We start from the raw sequence: 18,323 nt of genomic DNA on the forward strand, positions 1-18,323 counted from the left end.
CACGACGGATACGACGATAGGGAGTGAAACCCATGCGGGAAGCTGTGATTGTTTCGGTTGCACGCACGCCGGTCGGAAAGGCCAAGCGCGGTGTGTTTCGCCATACGCGGGTGGAGGACCTCGGGCGCGCCGCGGTGCGCGCGGCGGTCGAGCGCGCGAAAGGGCTCGATCCCGCCGAGATTGAGGACGTCGTCATCGGCTGCGCCATGCCGGAGGGCGAACAGGGGCTGAACGTGGCGCGCATCATCTCCCTGTACAGCGGGTTGCCGGAGACCGTGCCCGCGATGACCATCAACCGCTTCTGTTCGTCCGGCCTTCAGGCCATTGCCATTGCGGCCGAGCGCGTGATGCTTGGACACGTGGAGGTCGCGCTCGCGGGCGGCGTCGAGACGATGAGCCACGTCCCGATGAGCGGCTTCAAGCCGTCCCCGCACCCGGACATTTTGCTCGAGATGCCGGACATCTACATCTCCATGGGTCACACCGCGGAGAACGTGGCCAAGCGGTTCGGCGTGAGCCGCGAAGATCAGGATCGGTTCGCGTATGAGAGCCATCAGAAGGCGTATGCGGCGCAGCAGGCGGGCAAGTTTGACGACGAGATCGTCCCCGTGGAGACGAAGGTGTGGGACATCGACGAGGAGGGACGCCCGCACGAGAGAACCATTCGGGTCACGCAGGACGAGGGCGTTCGGAAGGACACGACCCTCGAGGTTCTCGCGACGCTGCGGCCCGCGTTTTCCGCCGGCGGCACCGTGACCGCAGGAAACGCCTCGCAGATGAGCGACGGCGCGGCGGCCGCGGTCGTCATGACGGCGGAAAAAGCGCAGCAACTGGGCCTGAAGCCGCTCGCCACCTTCAAGAGCTTCGCGGTCACGGGCTGCGATCCGGCCATCATGGGTATCGGGCCGGTAGGCGCCATCCCAAAGGCGCTGAAGCTGGCGGGTCTTTCGCTCGCGGACATCGATCTCTTCGAGATCAACGAGGCTTTCGCGTCGCAGTGCCTACAGGTGATCCGGTCGCTCGACATCGATCCGGCCAAGGTCAACGTCAACGGCGGCGCCATCGCGCTCGGGCATCCGCTCGGCTGCACAGGCGCGAAGCTCACGGCCACCCTGATCCACGAGCTGCGCCGGCGCGGCGGCGGTTACGGCGTCGTGTCGATGTGCATCGGCGGCGGCATGGGGGCAGCCGGCGTATTCGAAGTTCATCAACCTTGAAACAACTGCACACAAGGAGTGAGATGACATGGAAAACAAAACGATCGTCAAGGGCGGGGCGTTCATCATCGAGGAGCTGGAGCCCTCGGCCGTGGTAACGCCGGAAGGCTTCACTGAGGAACAGAAGATGATCGCGGAGACGACGAAGAACTTCATCGAGTCGGAGGTCGTGCCACATCACGAGGAGATTGAGTCCCTGAACTACGAGCTCACGGTGAAATTGTTGCGCAAGGCGGCCGATCTCGGCCTTTTGTCCGCTGAAGTGCCAGAGGCGTACGGGGGACTCGGCCTTGACAAGGTGAGCGCGACGCTCATCAACGAGCACGTGTCGCGCGGCGGATCGTTTGGGCTCTCGTTTGGTGCGCACACCGGCATTGGCACGCTCCCGATTGTCTACTTCGGCAACGAGGATCAGAAGAAGAAGTACCTGCCGAAGCTCGCGACCGGTGAGTGGATTGGCGCGTACTGCCTGACGGAGCCCTCGTCTGGCTCGGACGCGTTGGGCGCCAAGACGACGGCGAAGCTGTCGGAAGACGGGAAGTACTACATCCTGAATGGCACGAAGCAGTTCATCACCAACGCGGGTTTCGCAGACGTCTTTGTGGTGTACGCCAAAGTTGATGGCCAGCACTTCAGCGCCTTCATCGTGGAGCGGACCATGCCTGGCGTGAGCTTGGGACCCGAGGAGCAGAAGATGGGTATCAAGGGATCGTCCACGCGCCAGGTCATCCTGGAAGACGTGAAGGTGCCCGTAGAGAACCTCTTGTTTGAGGTGGGGAAGGGGCACCAAATCGCGTTTAACATTCTCAACATCGGCCGCTTCAAGCTGGGCGCGGGTGCCCTCGGCGGATCAAAGATTGCCCTTGAGACGTCGGCGAAGTACGCGAACGAGCGCAAGCAATTCGGGAAGAAGTTGTCCGAATTTCCGCTGATTCAGCGCAAGCTGGCGAGGATGAACACCCAGATCTACGCGTTGGAGAGCGTCGTGTACCGCACCGCCGGGCTGCTTGACGCCATCCTGGAGACGGTGGACGTGACCAAGCCCGATGCCGGCGTTCAGTCGGCCAAGGCTATCGCGGAATACGCCATCGAGTGCTCCATCAACAAGGTCTTCGGGTCGGAGGTTTTGGACTACGTCGTGGACGAGGCTGTCCAGATTCACGGCGGCTACGGCTTCATCAAAGAATACGGCGTCGAGCAGATGTATCGGGATTCGCGCATCAACCGGATTTTCGAGGGCACGAACGAGATCAACCGGATGCTCATCCCCGGCACGATGCTGCGGCGCGCGATGAAGGGCGAATTGCCGCTGTTCCAGAAGGCGCAGGCGCTGCAGGCGGAGCTCATGCAGATGGTCCCGGGCCTGACGCCGCCCGAGGGCGTGTTGGCCGAAGAGAAGCAGCTCATCGAGAACATGAAGAAGGTCTTCCTCATGGTCGGTGGCCTGGCTGCGCAGGCGCTGCAGGCGCGCGTAAACGACGAACAGGAGATTCTGGCGAATCTGGCGGACGTCGCGATTCTGGCGTTCGCGGCGGAGAGTGCGTACCTGCGGGCCATGCAGCAGGTGGAGTCGGCGGGCGAGGCGCAGGCCGCACTGAAGATCGCCATGACACGCGCGTTTGTGCAGGACGCCGTGGCGAAGGTGGAACAGGCGGCGAAGGAGAGCTTGGCGCACGTGAGCCAGGGAGATGCGCTGAAGATGCAGTTGTCCATCCTGAAGCGGCTGACGCGCCGTTCCGAGGTTGACGTGATCGCGCTGGATCGCGAGATCGCGAAGCGCGTGGTGGAAGCCGAAGGGTACGTGTGCTGAACGATAGCCGCGAAGGGAAGGTGACCCTGGATGGAGAGGCCGTGGTTGAAGCATTATCCGCCGGAGGTGCCGAGCACCTACGAGTATCCGCGCGAGAACCTGGCATCGTTTTTGTTGCACTCGGCGGAGGCTTATCCGGATCGGCCTGCCCTGTGGTTCTTCGGGTATAAGATGACCTACCGCGAGCTCTTGGACGCCTGCTGTCGCTTTGCCAACGCGATGCGAGCGATTCCCCTAAACAAGGGGGATCGCCTCGCCATCATGTTGCCCAACTGTCCGCAGGCCGTGATCGCGTATTACGGGGCGCTGTTGGCCGGATTGACGGTGGTCCAGCACAATCCGATGTACACGCCGCGCGAGCTCAAGCACCAACTGGAAGATTGCGGCGCCCGAGTCCTGGTGACGCTCGACGAGCTGTGGCCCCGGGTGGAAGCGGTGGAAGGCGAACTGCCTGTGGAGCACTATGTGGTGACATCCATTCGGGATTATCTGCCGCCCGTGAAATCGCTTTTGTATCCCCTGCAGATGAGCCGCCAGGGCGGTGTGCCGAAGGTGCCCTACGGCACGCGGGTGCTGGCTTGGAAACATTGCCTCGCGAGCGCGGCGAGGGATTTGCCGAAGGTCGAGATCGATCCCATGGAGGACATCGCACTCATTCAGTACACGGGCGGCACCACGGGCGTTCCGAAAGGCGCGATGCTGACGCATTACAATCTTGTGGCTAACGCGATTCAGAGCGCCTTGTGGACGTACAAGCTGCAACGCGGCAAGGAGCGATATCTGGCCGTACTGCCGTTCTTCCACGTGTTTGGCATGACGGTTCTCATGAATCAGTCCATGTACACCGGGGGCATGTTGATTCTCGTGCCTCGCTTTCAGGCGGAGCAAGTGCTGAAGCTCATTCACGAGTTCAAGCCGACCGTCTTTCCGGGCACGCCCACCATGTACATCGCGCTGATGAATCACCCGGATCGTTCTCGCTACGATCTTTCGTCCATCGAAGTTTGCGTGAGCGGCGCGGCGCCACTTCCCCACGAGGTGCAGGCTCAGTGGGAAAAGCTCACGGGCGGCAAGCTCGTCGAAGGCTACGGCCTGACCGAAGCGTCGCCCATCACGCACGCAAACAATTTCTGGGCCGAGCGCAAGCCCGGTTCCATCGGCATCCCTTTTCCGGACACGGATGCGCAGGTGGTCGATCCCGACGGAAACCCGCTCCCTGTCGGCGAAATTGGCGAACTCGCGGTGCGGGGCCCGCAGGTGATGAAGGGCTATTGGAATCGCCCGGATGAAACCGCTTCGGTGCTGCGAAACGGGTGGCTGTTCACCGGAGACCTTGCGAAGATGGACGAGGACGGTTATTTCTATATTGTCGATCGCAAGAAGGACATCATCATCGCGGGCGGCTACAACATCTACCCCCGCGAGGTCGAAGAGGTTTTGTACGAACATCCCGCCGTCGCGGAGGCGGCTGTGGTCGGTGTGGAAGATCCGTATCGCGGCCAGACGGTGAAGGCGTTTATCCAGCTGAAACCGGGCATGCAGGTCACGGAACAGGAGCTCGATGAGTGGTGCCGGGCCAATTTGGCCGCATACAAAGTCCCGCGGGCATACGAGTTCCGAGACAGTCTGCCCAAATCGGCCGTGGGAAAAATCCTCCGCCGTGCGCTCACGGAGGAGACCACGCGACAGGCGTGACGGCAAGGAGGGTCGCGGCGTGCCCATGTATCCAGGGGGAAATGCAGAAGCAGCGACGGACGCGAGCGTCCGCACGTTCGCCGATTTCATTGGGGCGAAACTGGTGAGCGCAGACGATGACGAAGTGGTGGCCGAGTTAGTCATCCAGCCGCATCACTGGAATCTGGCGCGCATCGTGCACGGAGGCGTGTACATGTCGCTGCTCGATTCGGCCATGGGGCTCCTCGTCAGCCTCCACTATCCGAACCGGCCCGTGGTGACGACGAACCTCAACATTCACTTCACGGAGCCTGCGAGCGAAGGTACGCTCGTCTGTAGAGCGAAGTTCATCCATCGAGCGCGAAGCACCATGACTGTGGAGGGGCGCGTGTACCTGGGAGAGGACAGGTTGTGCGCGCACGCCACGGGATCGTTCCGCGTCCTGAAGCTACCTTCTTGAAAGGAATTCGGTATCGAAACAAGGCCGTCTGCGGGCACATGTTGGCTGCAGACGGCCTTTTCACAGGTTTTTCGCCCATATCTGATGTGTTTTTTGAGAGAAGGGCTTGTCAAACACTATATCTAGTGTTACGCTAATGCCTGTCCAAAGCATGTGATGTGTCAAGGGAATGGGTGCCCGCCACGGGGCGGGTGAAAAGGGAATCCAGTGGAAATCTGGAGCGGTCCTCGCCACGGTGACGCGGATCGCGGCGGCATGGGAACTTTCCAGCCACTCGGATGTCGAAAGACGTCGACACCGGGGAAGGCGCCGTCCGCGGATGAAGCGAAGCCCGGAGACCTGCCCATTCTCGAAGGATCCGACGCTCACGAGGGATTGAGAAGTCGGCGGACCGAGGACAGTTGCGCACTTCGACTGATCCGTCTTCCGCCGTCTGCTCATCCGGGTGAGCGCCCCGGATGAGCTTTTTTGTGGGCGAAACTCAAGGTTTCAGGACGAGGTGCGGGGAGTGAATGCGATGGTACACCCAAGTGACACGTCAACAGGACTGATGGAGCGGACGAGTGAGGATGAACGCCGTGCGGGGCGCGCGAGCCATGCGCTAGAGGAATGGCGCGATCGCGTCAAGACCTTCACAGTGGAAAAGCGAGATGGGCGGATCGAGCCGCTGTCTCTGGACAAAATCTTCGCATTTTTAAAGCGCGGCTGCGAAGCGGCCGAGGGATGCGATCCGGAACGCCTGGCGGCGGACGTGTGGCCTCAGCTCCGGGACGGCATGCGGACGTCGGAGATTGCGCGCGTCGCGATTCAAGCGGCGGTGGAAAAGACGAGCGTCGCCGAACCCGGGTGGCAGTTTGTCGCGGCTCGGTTGTTGCTCTTCGATGCGTACAAGCAAGCGTCGCGCAACCGGGGTTATCGTCATTTGGGTTACGGGGACTTTTATCAGTTGATTGTCGAGCTGGAGCGAATCGGGCGGTACGGCACGTACATACGACAGCACTACAGCGAGGACGAGATCGCCGAACTGGCCGCCTACATCAAGCCGGAGCGAGATTACCTGTTTAACTACGTGGGTCTGAAGCAACTGCTGGATCGGTACGCCATTCGCAATCTGGACAACGAGATCATGGAACTGCCGCAAGAGTTGTTCATGGGCGTGTCCATGCACCTCGCCATGAAGGAAAAGGAGAAGGTCGCCTGGGCGAAGCGATTCTACGACATGCTGTCCACGCTGCAGGCCACGGTGGCCACGCCCACACTGAGCAACGCGCGCAAGCCGTTCCACCAGCTGAGCTCTTGCTTCATCGACATGCCAGAGGACGATCTCGTCAGCATCTACGCCACAGACGAAGCCTTCGCGCGCGTCTCGAAGTTCGGCGGCGGGATGGGCATCTACGTGGGCAAAATCCGGGCTCGCGGATCGGCCATCCGCAATCATCCGGGGGCGTCGGGCGGCGTGGTGCCTTGGATCCGCAACTTCAACAACACGGCTGTAAGCTGCAACCAACTCGGCATGCGAGCCGGCGCGGCGGCCGTCTACCTCGACGTGTGGCACAAGGACATTCTGGACTTCCTGCAGCTGCGCACGAACAACGGCGACGAGCGGATGAAGGCGCACGACATCTTCCCGGGCGTGTGCATTCCGGACCTCTTCATGCGGCGCGTAGAGGAGCGCGGCATGTGGTACCTGTTCTGCCCGTACGAGGTCCGCAAGGTCATGGGCTTCTCGCTGGAAGACAGTTGGGGCGAAGAGTTCGAGCGGCGGTATCAGGCGTGCGTGGAGAATCCAAAGCTGCCGCGCGTGGAGATCCCGGCCATCGAAATCATGAAGCGGATTATGCAGTCCGCGTTCGAGACGGGAACCCCGTTCATCTTCTTCCGCGACACGGCCAATCGCCTCAACCCGAACAAGCACGCGGGCATGGTCTACTGCAGCAACTTGTGCACGGAGATCATTCAAAACATGAGCCCGTCGCGCCGAATCGAAGAGACGGAAGAGGGCGGGATCATCACCACGAAGACGGAGGCCGGCGATTTCGTCGTCTGCAACCTGTCCTCGCTGAACCTGGGGCGGTGCCGCGATCTCGACAGCATTCGCGAGACCGTGCGCCGGCAGATTCGCGCGATGGACAACGTGATCGACCTAAACCATTATCCGGTGCCCCAGGCCGCCGTCACGAACCGCAAGTATCGGGCGGTGGGCCTCGGCGTGAGCGGTTATCACCAATATCTCGCGGAGAAGGGCATCGCGTGGGAGTCGGAGGCCCACGTGAAACACGCCGACGAGCTGTTTGAGTGGATCAACTTCTTTGCCATCGAGGCGTCCATGGAGCTGGCGCGCGAAAAGGGACCGTATCCGCTGTTCGAAGGCTCCGATTGGCAAACCGGGCGGTACTTCGATCTGCGCGGGTACCGGACGCGCCCAGGTGGTCCAGACTGGGACGGCCTGCGCCGCAAGGTGGCCGAGTACGGCGTGCGCAACGCGTATCTGGTGGCCATTGCGCCGACCAGCAGTACGAGCCTGATTGCGGGCAGCACGGCAGGCATCGACCCCGTGTACGCGCGCTTTTTCCTCGAGGAGAAGAAAAACGGCGTCGTACCTCAGACCGCGCCCAATCTGAACGACAAGACGTTCTGGTACTACAAGGAGGCGCACACCATCGATCAGCGCTGGAGCATCGAAGCGTGCGCGGCACGGCAGCGGCACGTGGATCAGAGCCAATCGTTCAATCTGTACATCACGCCAGGCATCAGTGCGCGGCAGTTCCTGGATCTTTACCTGTTGGCGTGGAAGCGGGGCCTGAAGACCGTGTATTACGTCCGCAGCAAATCGGTGGAAGTTGAGGATTGCGTCGCGTGTACGTCATGAGGTCACCGGCAGGTGTTCCCGCGCACAGGCGGACGAGGATCGACAGGAGGATTCGGTCATGCAACTGAAACGGACGAGGCTATTTAACGCAGAGGGCGATCGCGACTGGGGCAAGCGTCGAATTATCGGTGGGAATACCACCAACATGATTGAGCTCAACAACATCAAGTACGAGTGGGCCTACAAGCTTTATCGGGCCATGATGAACAACTTCTGGATTCCAGAAGAAATCCCCTTGGCCGACGACGCTCGCCAATACGATTTGCTGAGCGAGGACGAACGCAGAAGCTATAACAAGGTCCTGTCCTTTCTGATCTTCATGGACAGCCTGTTGACGCACAATCTACCGAATATCAACGAGTACATCACCGCGCCCGAGGTCAACCTGTGCCTCACCGTACATGCCTTCCAGGAGGCGGTGCATTCGCAGTCCTACGGCTACGTGCTGGATTCCGTCGTCAACCCGGCGACGCGAGACCAGATCTACAACGAATGGCGAAATGATGACCACCTGCTTCGGCGAAATCAGTTCATTACGGACCTGTTCGAGGAATTCATCGAGAACCCGACAGACCGGAATTTGATGAAGACCATCGTCGCCAACTACATCCTGGAGGGCGTGTACTTCTACGCGGGGTTCGGCTTTTTCTTCGTGCTGGGGCGCCAAGGCAAGATGCTCGGAACGGTTTCGGAGATCAAATTCATTCAACGAGACGAGCTGACGCATCTCGCGATTTTCCGCAACCTGTATCACGAGATCATCCGCGAAAACCCAGGCATCGTCACGCCCGACATGGAAGAAGAGTTCGTCGAGATGATGCGCACGGCCGTGCAGCACGAAATCGCGTGGGGACAGTACGTGACGCAAGGGAAGATCGTGGGACTGACCGACGCGCTCATCGACGCGTACATCAAATATCTCGCGAATCTGCGACTTCAGTCGCTGAACCTGCCCGTCCTTTACCCGGAAATCAAGGAGCATCCGATGCCGTGGATGGACAGCTTCGCTGCCATCAACTCGCACAAGACCGACTTCTTCGAACAGCGCGTGACCAACTACACGAAAGCTGGCAATCTCAACTGGGACGACCTATAAGAACTGCTTCGCGGGGCCGCCTGATGGCGGCTCTTTTTCGTCCGCATGTCTGTGACGTTTCCGGGAAACCTTTGGTTGAAAAGCCCTTGGCTCGTCCTCCAGCACATCGCCGCAATTGCTTTTTTACGGCACCAGATTACAATAAATCACGTCTGACGACATCCTCGTGTCCTATCCTAATGGTTTGCGATGAAATCCGTCGAGAAATGAGGAGCGCTTCCGTATCATGCGTGGACATGACTGGTCCTGGTTGCATCCTGTCATTATCTGTGTCATCATCGCTGCGGTCGCCTATGCCATGTTTAACTTCGGCAGCGTGAAGCGGCTCGTGGTCGGCAAGCCGATGCGGACGCGCGATCTCCGCGAATCCCGCAACTTACTCGTCTGGTGGATGGCGCTGCCGGTGCTCTCCGCAGACCTGTACTCGTCGGTCGCGTACGGGCCGGAGGCGGGCATCACGGAACTGGCTGGCCTGGGGCAGAACGCAAAGTGGTTGATTCTGCCCATCACGGCCATGACGGTTCTGTTGCTGATCATTCTCATCACGTCTTATATCATGGGCGTGATTGCGTACCCGAACGGCGGCGGGGCGTACGCCATCAGCAAGGACAATTTTCAGCGCGCGTGGGTTCCGCTGCTGGCGGCGAGCGCTTTGATGGTCGACTACGTGCTCACTGTCGCGGTGTCCGTCGCCTCGGGCATTCAGAACCTGGCGTCGTCGTATCCCGTTTTGCAAGGGCACGAGACATCGCTCTCGCTCTTGTGCGTGCTCATCATCCTGCTCGTCAATCTGCGCGGCATTTCAGAGTCGTCCAAGGTGTTCGCCTATCCGACGTACGTGTTCATGGCGTGCATGTTGGTGATGATTGGTGTCGGCTTCTGGGATGAGCTCCGCCATGGCTTCGTTCAGCCGCACACGCCGCCATTCGGCGTCGTGCCGCAGGGGCTGACCCTGATGCTGCTGCTCAAGGCGTTCAGTTCGGCTTGCTCGGCTCTGACGGGTGTCGAAACGATTTCGAACGCCGTCCCTATTTTTCGCGAGGGCAAGAACGGCGCCATCAAGGCGTACATCGCCCTCGGCCTCGTGACGGGCGTCACGCTGCTCGGCTTCGCGTATCACCTGTACGTGAAAGGGATCAGCGTCAATCCGAACAACACGATGCTGTCTCAGTTGGCAGAAAGCTATTTCGGCCACGGCTTTATGTATCAATTCATCATGTGGAGCACGCTCGTCGTGCTGATCCTGGCCGCCAACTCGACCTTCACCGGCTTTCCGCAGGTGGCCGCCCTGCTCGCAACAGACGGTTATTTGCCTAGGGCACTTCGGCTGCGCGGCGACAGGCTGGGTTACTCGAACGGCATGATTGTGCTTGCGGCCCTGGCGTCGTTGTTGATCGAGGTCTTTCACGCGCAGACGAACAACCTGATTCCGCTCTATGCCATCGGCGTGTTCGTGGCGTTCACGGTGGCCCAACTGGGCCTCATCAAAAGGTGGGCGCGGGTCAAGGGGCGTCTGTGGCGCCTGAAGGCGGGCATCAACGCGTTTGGCGCGTTCATTACGGCTCTCGTGTCGGTCATCTTCGCGGTCACCAAGTTCACGAGCGGCGCTTGGATTGTTTTGGTTGTTATCCCGCTCATGATTTATCTGGCCATGAAGGTGCACAGGCATTATCAGGACGTCGCGGACGAGCTTCGTATCGATCTCAAGGTGGACCGCCCGCAACAACATCGCATCGTCTCTGTGGTCCTCGTTTCTGGCATTCACCGCGTGGTGCTCGACACGATTTCGTTTGCCATGAGTTCGACGCCGAACGTGCTCGCGCTGTACATCGGTTTCGACGACGAGTCCATTGAAAAGATGGAGGAGAAGTGGGAAGCGTGGGGCAATCCATGCCGGCTGGTAACAGTGAAGAGCGAATACCGCTCTCTGTTGCAGCCCTTGTCGAAGTTCATCCGGCGCCTTGAGACGTATGAAGGCGGCAAACCGGACCACATTCAGCTCTTCATCGCGCAATTCGTGCCCAAAAAGTGGTGGCACAATCTGCTTCACAACCAGACGTCTTTGCTCATTCGCGCGTGGATGTTGCGGCACAAGGATGTGGTTGTGACGACGGTGCCGTATCACCTGAAGAAGTGACGCGTTGGGCCGCGCCCCTCACATGGTGGCTGCGGCCCGCTTTGCCGAGCGAAGGAAGAGGGGGTCCATTTGATTCGCAGGCGGACGTGGCGAACGCTGCACAGCGTGCTCGAGCGAGACCGCACGTCTCTGCGCGTGCTCCCGGGCCTGCGCAACGGTGTCGGAATCCTCATCCCGCTCGTGTGGGGACTCCAGTCGGGGCATCTGCTGTCCGGCATAGGCGTCGCCGTTGGCGCGTTGGTCGCCGGGTTTGCGGGCAACACGGGAACTGCGCGACGCCGCCTTCGCACCATGATGTTCGCCACGGCGTGGATGAGCGTCACCACATTCGTCGGCGCTTTGGCCGGTCATCGCGCATGGCTCATCGTATCCGTAGCCGCGTTGAGCAGCTGGCTGGCAGGCATGATGCTCGGCGTCAGCCAACCGAGCGGACAGGTAGGGCTCCTCGCCACCAATGCGCTCATCCTCATCTCCACAAGCCCGCAGTCGATGTCCGGCGCGCTGTACCGCGCGTGTCTCGTCGCATGCGGCGGGTTGCTGCAAACCACCCTCATGTTAGCGGTCGATCTCGTCAGCCCTCAAAGCGCCGAAGCTCAGTCCGTTTCCAACGTGTATCGGAAGCTCGGCGCCTATGCCGCGTCCCCTTCGCGCCAGTCGGACCTCGAGTTGGCCGCGTCGCTCGTCGAGGCGAACGATCTGCTCCGCGACTCGTATATGCCGAAGCGACATCGTTCCCGCCTCTACCGACTGCTCGATGGCGCAGAACAAATTCGCATGTACGTCGTGGCGCTCGCCGAGATCGCGCGAGGCAGGGCGTACGCGCAGGAATTGGGTGACACCGCATTCGCCAGAGACATCTTGCGGCAGTGCGCGCCGATTTTCTCCGCCCTGGGCGATCACGTGTGGCTCATTGCGCAGGGAGACCAGCGGGCTCAACCGCTGATGTACATCCTGGAGCGCGCATCGGAGGAACTCTCTTCCATCGCGCATGCGGCTCAGGGCGTCGAGCGCAAGGAAGAGACGGCGGCGCACGTCGAGGCTGTGGCGCGCTCGCTGATGGCTCTCAGGGACGATCTCGTCCAACCGGGCGCGCACACCTTGCCATCCGAAGCACTCGAGTCGGCCGCTTCGAAGATCAAGCAGGCCTGGCAGGCGCTGAAGAGCCACCTGACGTGGGACTCCGCCATCTTTCGCCACGCGATGCGCGTCGCCATCGCCGTGGGCATCGGCGAAACGCTGGCCAAAGCGTTGCCCTGGCCGCACGCGTATTGGGTGCCGCTCACGGCGAATATCATTCTCCGCCCGGACTTCACAAGCACATTCACGCGGGGTATCGCGCGCGTGCTCGGGACGATGGCGGGGCTTCTGCTCGCGACCCTGCTCTTGACGGCCGTGCCGGACCGGACGGGGGTGTTTGCGAGCGCGTGCGTCGTGGTCTTCGGATCACTCATGTACATGTGGGTGACGTACAATTACGCGCTCTTCAGCTGTGCGCTGACCGCGCTGATGGTCGTGTTGCTGTCCATCTTCGAGCAGCAGGCACCAATTCCCACGATGGCGGACCGGATGCTTGCGACACTCGTCGGCAGCGCGCTTGCCGTTTTCATCTACTTGATGTGGCCGACCTGGCAGCACGAGCAGGTGAACCGCGCGCTCGCGCAGGCCGTCGAGCGGGAACGAGACTACTTTCGCGGCGTCTTACGCGTGTTCGCAGAGGGGGGCAAAGGATCGCCGCGCAGGCTCGCGCGCGAGCGCCAGGCGGTGCGCGTATCGAGGACGAACGCAGCCGCGGCCGTCCGCCAGGTGCTGGCGGAACCGGTTGCACCGCCCATGAGCGCGCACATCATGGTCGCCATTTTGGTCGGCATGCACCGCTTTTCGGACACTTTGTTGTCGCTCGAGGCGTACACGTGGGAGGGACGTGCAGCGCGGTCCTTGACGCAGGAGGAAGAGGAAATCGCGCGGTGGGTCGATCGCGCCCTGTCCTCACTGGCGGACGGACTGCGACGTGGAGCAGGGGACATGGTGATTGATCCGACGGGTGAACTGTGGCACCAAGCGCGCGTTCGCAGCCACGTCGAGACGATGGAGGTGAACTGGCGCGCGTTGGACGTGATCGCCCGGGCGGTGGTTCGCCTCTACCACGTGATTCAGACACTAGCTCGTGTGACGCATGAGATCGACGCCGATCCGCCGCAGTCCTCGCCGTCCTAGTGCCGCGATCGCTCGGAGCGCTTCGTTTCGGTACAATAGACGCGAGAGAGTCGCGCGCGGCCCGGCGTTGAACGGAGTCGCGTTGTCCTTCGTCTATCACGCCGGAAACCATGATGCAGGGAGGGACAGCGTTGGATCGAAGACCTCATCGGACCGCCCGCATTCAAGAATCGAAGACCAAGGACAAGCCGAGACGGCGCGGCGGATGGCTAGGCGTGTTGATAGCCACGGCGCTGTATGCGTTCGTGTCGTCGTCACTCTTGGTCTTCCACGGGCCCTTTCCTGCGCTGCGCACCTACGTGATCGACACGCTGGATGAGACGCGGCACGGGTATCTGCTTCGCCCGCTGTCGCTTTTCACGCTTCCTGAGTCGGTCATCGCGGATCACGCCTTGAGCGGCAGTCTCGTATCGGACACGCTGCCCATCTCGGACATCGTGAGCCGCGACTTCAACGACGCAGACAACTCGATTCACCTCTATACCTATCACGGCAGCACGTTCACGGCGTACATCCTCGTCGTGGACAACCCGAAGCGCGTGCGGGTCGCGGTGACGAAATACATCGGCGAGCGCGGGGAGACGGTGCCGCAACTTGTGCAGGACGCGGGCGCCGTGGCCGGCATCAACGGCGGCGCATTTGCGGACAGCAATCAGCAGGGTACCGGCGCTCAACCCCTCGGCATCACGATCGTCGACGGACGCGTCATCACGGGGGCGAATAGCACGGCCAAGTATCCCGAAATCGGGTTTACGAGCGGCGGCCAGATGATCGCTGGCGATTACTCTCTGGCCGATCTCGAGAAGCTGCATGTGACAGAGGCCCTCAGCTTCGGCCCGGTGCTCGTGTTGAACGGGCAGCCTGTAGAGGTTCCGGATCAGGGGCTCAACCCGCGCACCGCCATCGGGCAAACGGCCGACGGGAAGGTGATCATGGTGGTGACGGACGGGCGAGGGCAATTTGGTCACCTTGGCGCTTCGATGGCCGACATCACGGCCATCATGCTCCAGTATCACGCCGTGATCGCAGCGGATTTGGACGGGGGGTCGTCCACGACCATGGTGTACAACGGCCGGATGGTCAACACGCCGGTGGACCTCACGGGCGCGCGCAGCGTAGCGACCGCGTTCGTCGTCATGCCGAACTGAGGGATGGGGGAGGGAAGCCGATGATCCAAATGGAACAGAAGCCCAGAGGCAGGAGGGTGGGGCGCCGTTTCCTCGCGCTGGCGGCTCTCTGCACCGCGTGTGAATCGCTCTTCTTCTACCATCTCAACCATCTCCTCGTCTCCCAGCAAACGGCCTCTCAGCGCGAGATCCAGGCCGCTTTGCATCGCCGAGCGCAGCTGGAACTTCTGCAGCTCAAACGCGAGTACGAGGGCGTCACCGTTTCGCCGAACGGCGAATATGCCACCTACGTCACATCGGATTCGAGTGGGTGGGATACCGTTCACGTGGTGCAGCTGGAGACGGGGGCGCAGGTCAGCGAAGCGACCGACTTGTACCCGGTGCAATATGTGGACTGGCTCGGCAACGCCGAGGTGTTTGTGGGGGAGGAGCGCTCGCCCGGCAACTTGGAACTGAACACATTTTACGTGTCGAACGGGCTCCAGGCCGACGAGACCGCCGCAAGCGTGCCCGTGTTTTCCAACTTGTCGCCAGATGCGCGGATTGTGAAAGTGACGTACAGCACGGCGACAAACGACATCTTTGTGCTCATCGAAGCGGACGGATCGAGTGAGGTCTACCACGTGGGCACCATGGAGACCGTTCAGCCGGTCACCGTACCGGCTGGTTATATCAAGAATATCGCGATGACCGAGACCGGAGACAACCTGTACCTCGAGATCAATCAAGGCGGCCAGTGGAACGTCGTTCGCCTCTACCAGACCCCTGAGACGAGCAGCTATACGCCTGAGTTTCAAATGGACTGGCAACTCGTGAAGTCCAATGCGGCGCTCCTCGGCGTCGTCGGCAACACGCTCTACTACGGCACGGTCAACGCCGACGGTTTGGTGACGGCCGTGTATCGCCAGACCTCAGACGGCGACCAATTGGTCCGGCAGCTCGCACAACCGGCTCTCGCGAGCGACATCGCCATCTCGTCGTCGGGTTCCATTGCCCTCAATCCGCCGGCCATGACGAATGTCGAGGTGTGAAGTCGAGCTGTGCACAAGGGAAGTGCCAGTGTCTGTCGAGAGGCGACCGGCCTCGATTTTTAACTTGACATAATATCTATTATCGGACGCAAAAGACGAACAAAAAGGGGCCGTGCACGCCGTCACGCCGGTGCCACCGCCATACTCGCGACAATCAAAAGTCCTCCGACGATCCCCGGCCACGTCATCGCCTCGCCAAGGACCACCCAGCCAATCGCCGCTGCGAAGACGGGCTCAAGCGCAAACGCAATGGCCGTCTGCGCAGACGACAGACGCTCCTGGGCCCAATTTTGCGCCCAGAGCGCAAACGCCGTGCCAAGCAGGCCGTTCACCAGGACAGCCGCCCACGTGACAGGCTGCATCCAGAAGCGCACGTCCGCGAGCGGCGCCCATTGTCGGGCGACAAGGGCGGCAACCCACGTGAGGAGCGCTGTGACCCACACTTCCACCGCGGCAACGGCGAACGCGTCGAGCCCTTTCGCCCACCTATCCACGACGACAATCTGCAGGGCAATGCACAGCGCGCAGAGAAGGGTCTCCGCGACGCCTTGAAATCTCCCGGCAAGTGGTGTCCCGGCTGGTGTCCCGGCGCACATGCAAAGAAGTCCGATGCATGCCAGAACGACGCCCCACCAGGTGCGGGCGTCCGGCCGCCGCTTCGTGATTGCACTCGCGAGAATGGGCACCATGACGACATTCAGGCCCGTGAGAAACCCGCTGAGCCCGGGCGTGATGGTGCGAAGTCCCTGCGTCTGCAGGAGAAAGCTCGCCCCGAGCGGGATACCTGCCGTCGCACCAACGGCCCATGTGCGCGCATCCTTCCAAGCCGAGCCGCGGCGAGACAAAAACGCCAGGCCCAGCGTGGCGAAGGCCGCCGCGGAGAAGCGAAGGGAAAGAAAGGCGTACACTGGCAAGATGGCAAGCGCCTGTTTGGTCAACGTGAATGTGGCGCCCCATACGAGCGTCACGAAGACGAGCAGCCCGCGGGCTGCCCAGACGCTCGCGTCTCGGGAACGCTGCATGATTCCATCCTTTCTGCCGACGGGCGGTAGCCCGTTTGAAGAGATCAGATCTCTCATTTCACCATTGAAATGTTGAGAGGGCAAGGTGTCCTACGGCTGCCTGTGCCCTTCCCTCTCCCGATCCTTCGCTACGAGCTCCAGTATCCGCTGCGCCGTTTCCTCGATGGCCCGGTCCGTGACGTCGATGAGTGGACAGCCGAGATCGCGCACAATCGATTCGGCGTACAGCAACTCTTCCTCAATCCGCTTGCGATCCGCGTACTGTGCCAGCACGGGCAGCCCCATGTGCTTGAGGCGCTGGCTGCGGATCCGCATCATCTGTTCGACGCCCATCGTGAGTCCTACAATGCGCGATCGCGGCACCTGATACAACTCCGCGGGAGGTTTGACCTCGGGCACGAGCGGCAGGTTGGCCACGCGAAGGCCCTTGTGGGCGAGGAAGATGCTGACCGGGGTCTTGGACGTGCGGGAGACGCCGATGAGGACGACGTCGGCCTGCAAGAGCGCCCGGGGATCGCGCCCGTCATCCGCTTTCACCGCGAACTCGATGGCGTCCACGCGCCGGAAGTAGTCCTCGTTCAAGACGTGAAGAAGTCCCGGCTTCTGCTTCGGGTGGTCGTGAAACGTATCGATAAAGGCCTGCATCATCGGGCCCATGATGTCGACGACGCGCACGCCCAGCCGGATGCTCTCCATCTTCATCATCTCGCGCAACTCGGGCTGCACGAGCGTGTACGCGATGAAGCCGCCCGTCTTTTTGGCCGCCTCCACGACTTCGCGAATCTCGTCTTCCGTGCGCACTTGCGCATACCGGACGATCTTCACGCGCCGCATGTCAAACTGATGAATCACCGCGTGAACCACGGCCTCGGCTGTATCGCCCAGCGAATCGGAACAGATGTAGATGGTGCGCGTGTCCTGAACGTTCGATTCGGTCATCGCCAGTTGGTCCCCCATTCTGCCACCAGGCGCGCCAGCGTCGTCTTGGTGATCCGGCCGACGACAATCGGCGGTTTGCCATCCTCGCTTGAGGGTTCGACGACGGGCAGGCTGTCGACTTTGTACTCGATCATCCGCTTCGCCGCGTCGATCACGAGATCATTCGGTGTCACCGTTTCGATGTGCGGGTAGCGAGTCATGATCATGCCCACGGGAAGCGAGGTTGCGCTGGCATTTCCCAGCGTAAACTTCAGAAAATCTTTGCGCGAGACGACCCCCTGCAGCCGCCCCTCTTCATCCGCCACGATCAGCCCTCCCACGTCCTCCAGGAACATCGTGATCACGGCGTCGTGAACCGTCGTGGTTTCCCGCACAATCACGGGAAGGGATTGAACCTCACCCACGCGCAGATCGCGCCATGGGACGGGCGTGGCTGGCTCGGCCGGATCGGCAAGAAAATAGCCCACCCGCGGCTTCGCGTCCAGCTGTCCTAGCATGACGAGCAACGAGAGATCCGAGCGAATGGTGGGCCGGCTGACGCCAAGCATTTCCGCGATTTGATCGCCGGTGATGGGTTGATGTGCCTGCACGAGTCGCAAAATTTCTTTCTGACGAGGTGTGAGTTCGATGGGCCTCTCCCCCAGCAAGAGGCGGCCAGGCGGACACTCGACCGCCTGGCCGCGAATCGCATCGCGTGTGTCTCTATTGTACATCAATATCCGCATCT

General features: G+C 61.2%; 13 protein-coding genes and 1 riboswitch. Of the genes, 10 read left to right on the forward strand and 3 right to left on the reverse strand.

What is annotated here, in order from left to right:
* The first annotated feature begins 32 nt into the window (after positions 1 to 32).
* From AC27E8_RS06990 to AC27E8_RS07035, 10 genes are all read left to right on the forward strand, one after another.
* Positions 33 to 1,217 (forward strand): acetyl-CoA C-acyltransferase, encoded by a 1,185-nt coding sequence (locus AC27E8_RS06990; RefSeq protein ID WP_487098740.1) that lies wholly within the window; start codon positions 33 to 35, stop codon positions 1,215 to 1,217.
* 28 nt (positions 1,218 to 1,245) lie between these two features.
* On the forward strand, positions 1,246 to 3,027 hold the full coding sequence (locus AC27E8_RS06995; protein ID WP_487098739.1) for an acyl-CoA dehydrogenase family protein: 1,782 nt from the start codon (positions 1,246 to 1,248) through the stop codon (positions 3,025 to 3,027).
* A 30-nt stretch (positions 3,028 to 3,057) separates the two neighbouring features.
* Positions 3,058 to 4,722, forward strand: a complete 1,665-nt coding sequence (locus tag AC27E8_RS07000; RefSeq protein WP_487098738.1) for a long-chain-fatty-acid--CoA ligase — start codon at positions 3,058 to 3,060, stop codon at positions 4,720 to 4,722.
* A gap of 25 nt (positions 4,723 to 4,747) precedes the next feature.
* Positions 4,748 to 5,161 (forward strand): PaaI family thioesterase, encoded by a 414-nt coding sequence (locus tag AC27E8_RS07005; RefSeq protein WP_487098771.1) that lies wholly within the window; start codon positions 4,748 to 4,750, stop codon positions 5,159 to 5,161.
* Between the two features lie 154 nt (positions 5,162 to 5,315).
* Positions 5,316 to 5,522: riboswitch (cobalamin riboswitch) on the forward strand.
* Between the two features lie 189 nt (positions 5,523 to 5,711).
* Positions 5,712 to 8,030: a ribonucleoside-diphosphate reductase subunit alpha gene (locus AC27E8_RS07010; RefSeq protein WP_487098770.1), complete on the forward strand. Its 2,319-nt coding sequence runs from the start codon at positions 5,712 to 5,714 to the stop codon at positions 8,028 to 8,030.
* A 58-nt stretch (positions 8,031 to 8,088) separates the two neighbouring features.
* Positions 8,089 to 9,126 carry a ribonucleotide-diphosphate reductase subunit beta gene (locus tag AC27E8_RS07015; protein ID WP_014464298.1) on the forward strand — a complete coding sequence of 346 codons (1,038 nt, stop codon included), beginning with the start codon at positions 8,089 to 8,091 and terminating at the stop codon, positions 9,124 to 9,126.
* A gap of 226 nt (positions 9,127 to 9,352) precedes the next feature.
* Positions 9,353 to 11,263 (forward strand): APC family permease, encoded by a 1,911-nt coding sequence (locus AC27E8_RS07020; RefSeq protein ID WP_487098737.1) that lies wholly within the window; start codon positions 9,353 to 9,355, stop codon positions 11,261 to 11,263.
* Positions 11,264 to 11,332: 69 nt separating this feature from the next.
* A complete protein-coding gene (locus AC27E8_RS07025) occupies positions 11,333 to 13,477 on the forward strand; it encodes an FUSC family protein (RefSeq protein ID WP_487098736.1) in 2,145 nt (714 codons plus the stop codon).
* 131 nt (positions 13,478 to 13,608) lie between these two features.
* Positions 13,609 to 14,625, forward strand: a complete 1,017-nt coding sequence (locus AC27E8_RS07030; protein ID WP_487098735.1) for a phosphodiester glycosidase family protein — start codon at positions 13,609 to 13,611, stop codon at positions 14,623 to 14,625.
* Positions 14,626 to 14,645: 20 nt separating this feature from the next.
* The gene (locus tag AC27E8_RS07035; RefSeq protein WP_014464302.1) at positions 14,646 to 15,635 is read left to right on the forward strand and encodes a hypothetical protein; all 990 of its coding nucleotides are present in this window, start codon (positions 14,646 to 14,648) and stop codon (positions 15,633 to 15,635) included.
* Positions 15,636 to 15,757: 122 nt separating this feature from the next.
* Here AC27E8_RS07035 and AC27E8_RS07040 read toward each other — a convergent pair whose 3' ends face one another.
* From AC27E8_RS07040 to AC27E8_RS07050, 3 genes are all read right to left on the reverse strand, one after another.
* Positions 15,758 to 16,657: a DMT family transporter gene (locus tag AC27E8_RS07040; RefSeq protein WP_487098734.1), complete on the reverse strand. Its 900-nt coding sequence runs from the start codon at positions 16,655 to 16,657 to the stop codon at positions 15,758 to 15,760.
* Between the two features lie 90 nt (positions 16,658 to 16,747).
* A complete protein-coding gene (locus AC27E8_RS07045) occupies positions 16,748 to 17,614 on the reverse strand; it encodes a pyruvate, water dikinase regulatory protein (RefSeq protein ID WP_487098733.1) in 867 nt (288 codons plus the stop codon).
* The gene (locus AC27E8_RS07050; RefSeq protein WP_487111409.1) at positions 17,593 to 18,321 is read right to left on the reverse strand and encodes a helix-turn-helix transcriptional regulator; all 729 of its coding nucleotides are present in this window, start codon (positions 18,319 to 18,321) and stop codon (positions 17,593 to 17,595) included. Before AC27E8_RS07050 ends, AC27E8_RS07045 begins: the two co-directional genes overlap by 22 nt.
* Positions 18,322 to 18,323: the final 2 nt, after the last annotated feature.

The sequence above is a fragment of the Alicyclobacillus sp. CIJ1 genome, assembly GCF_057538885.1.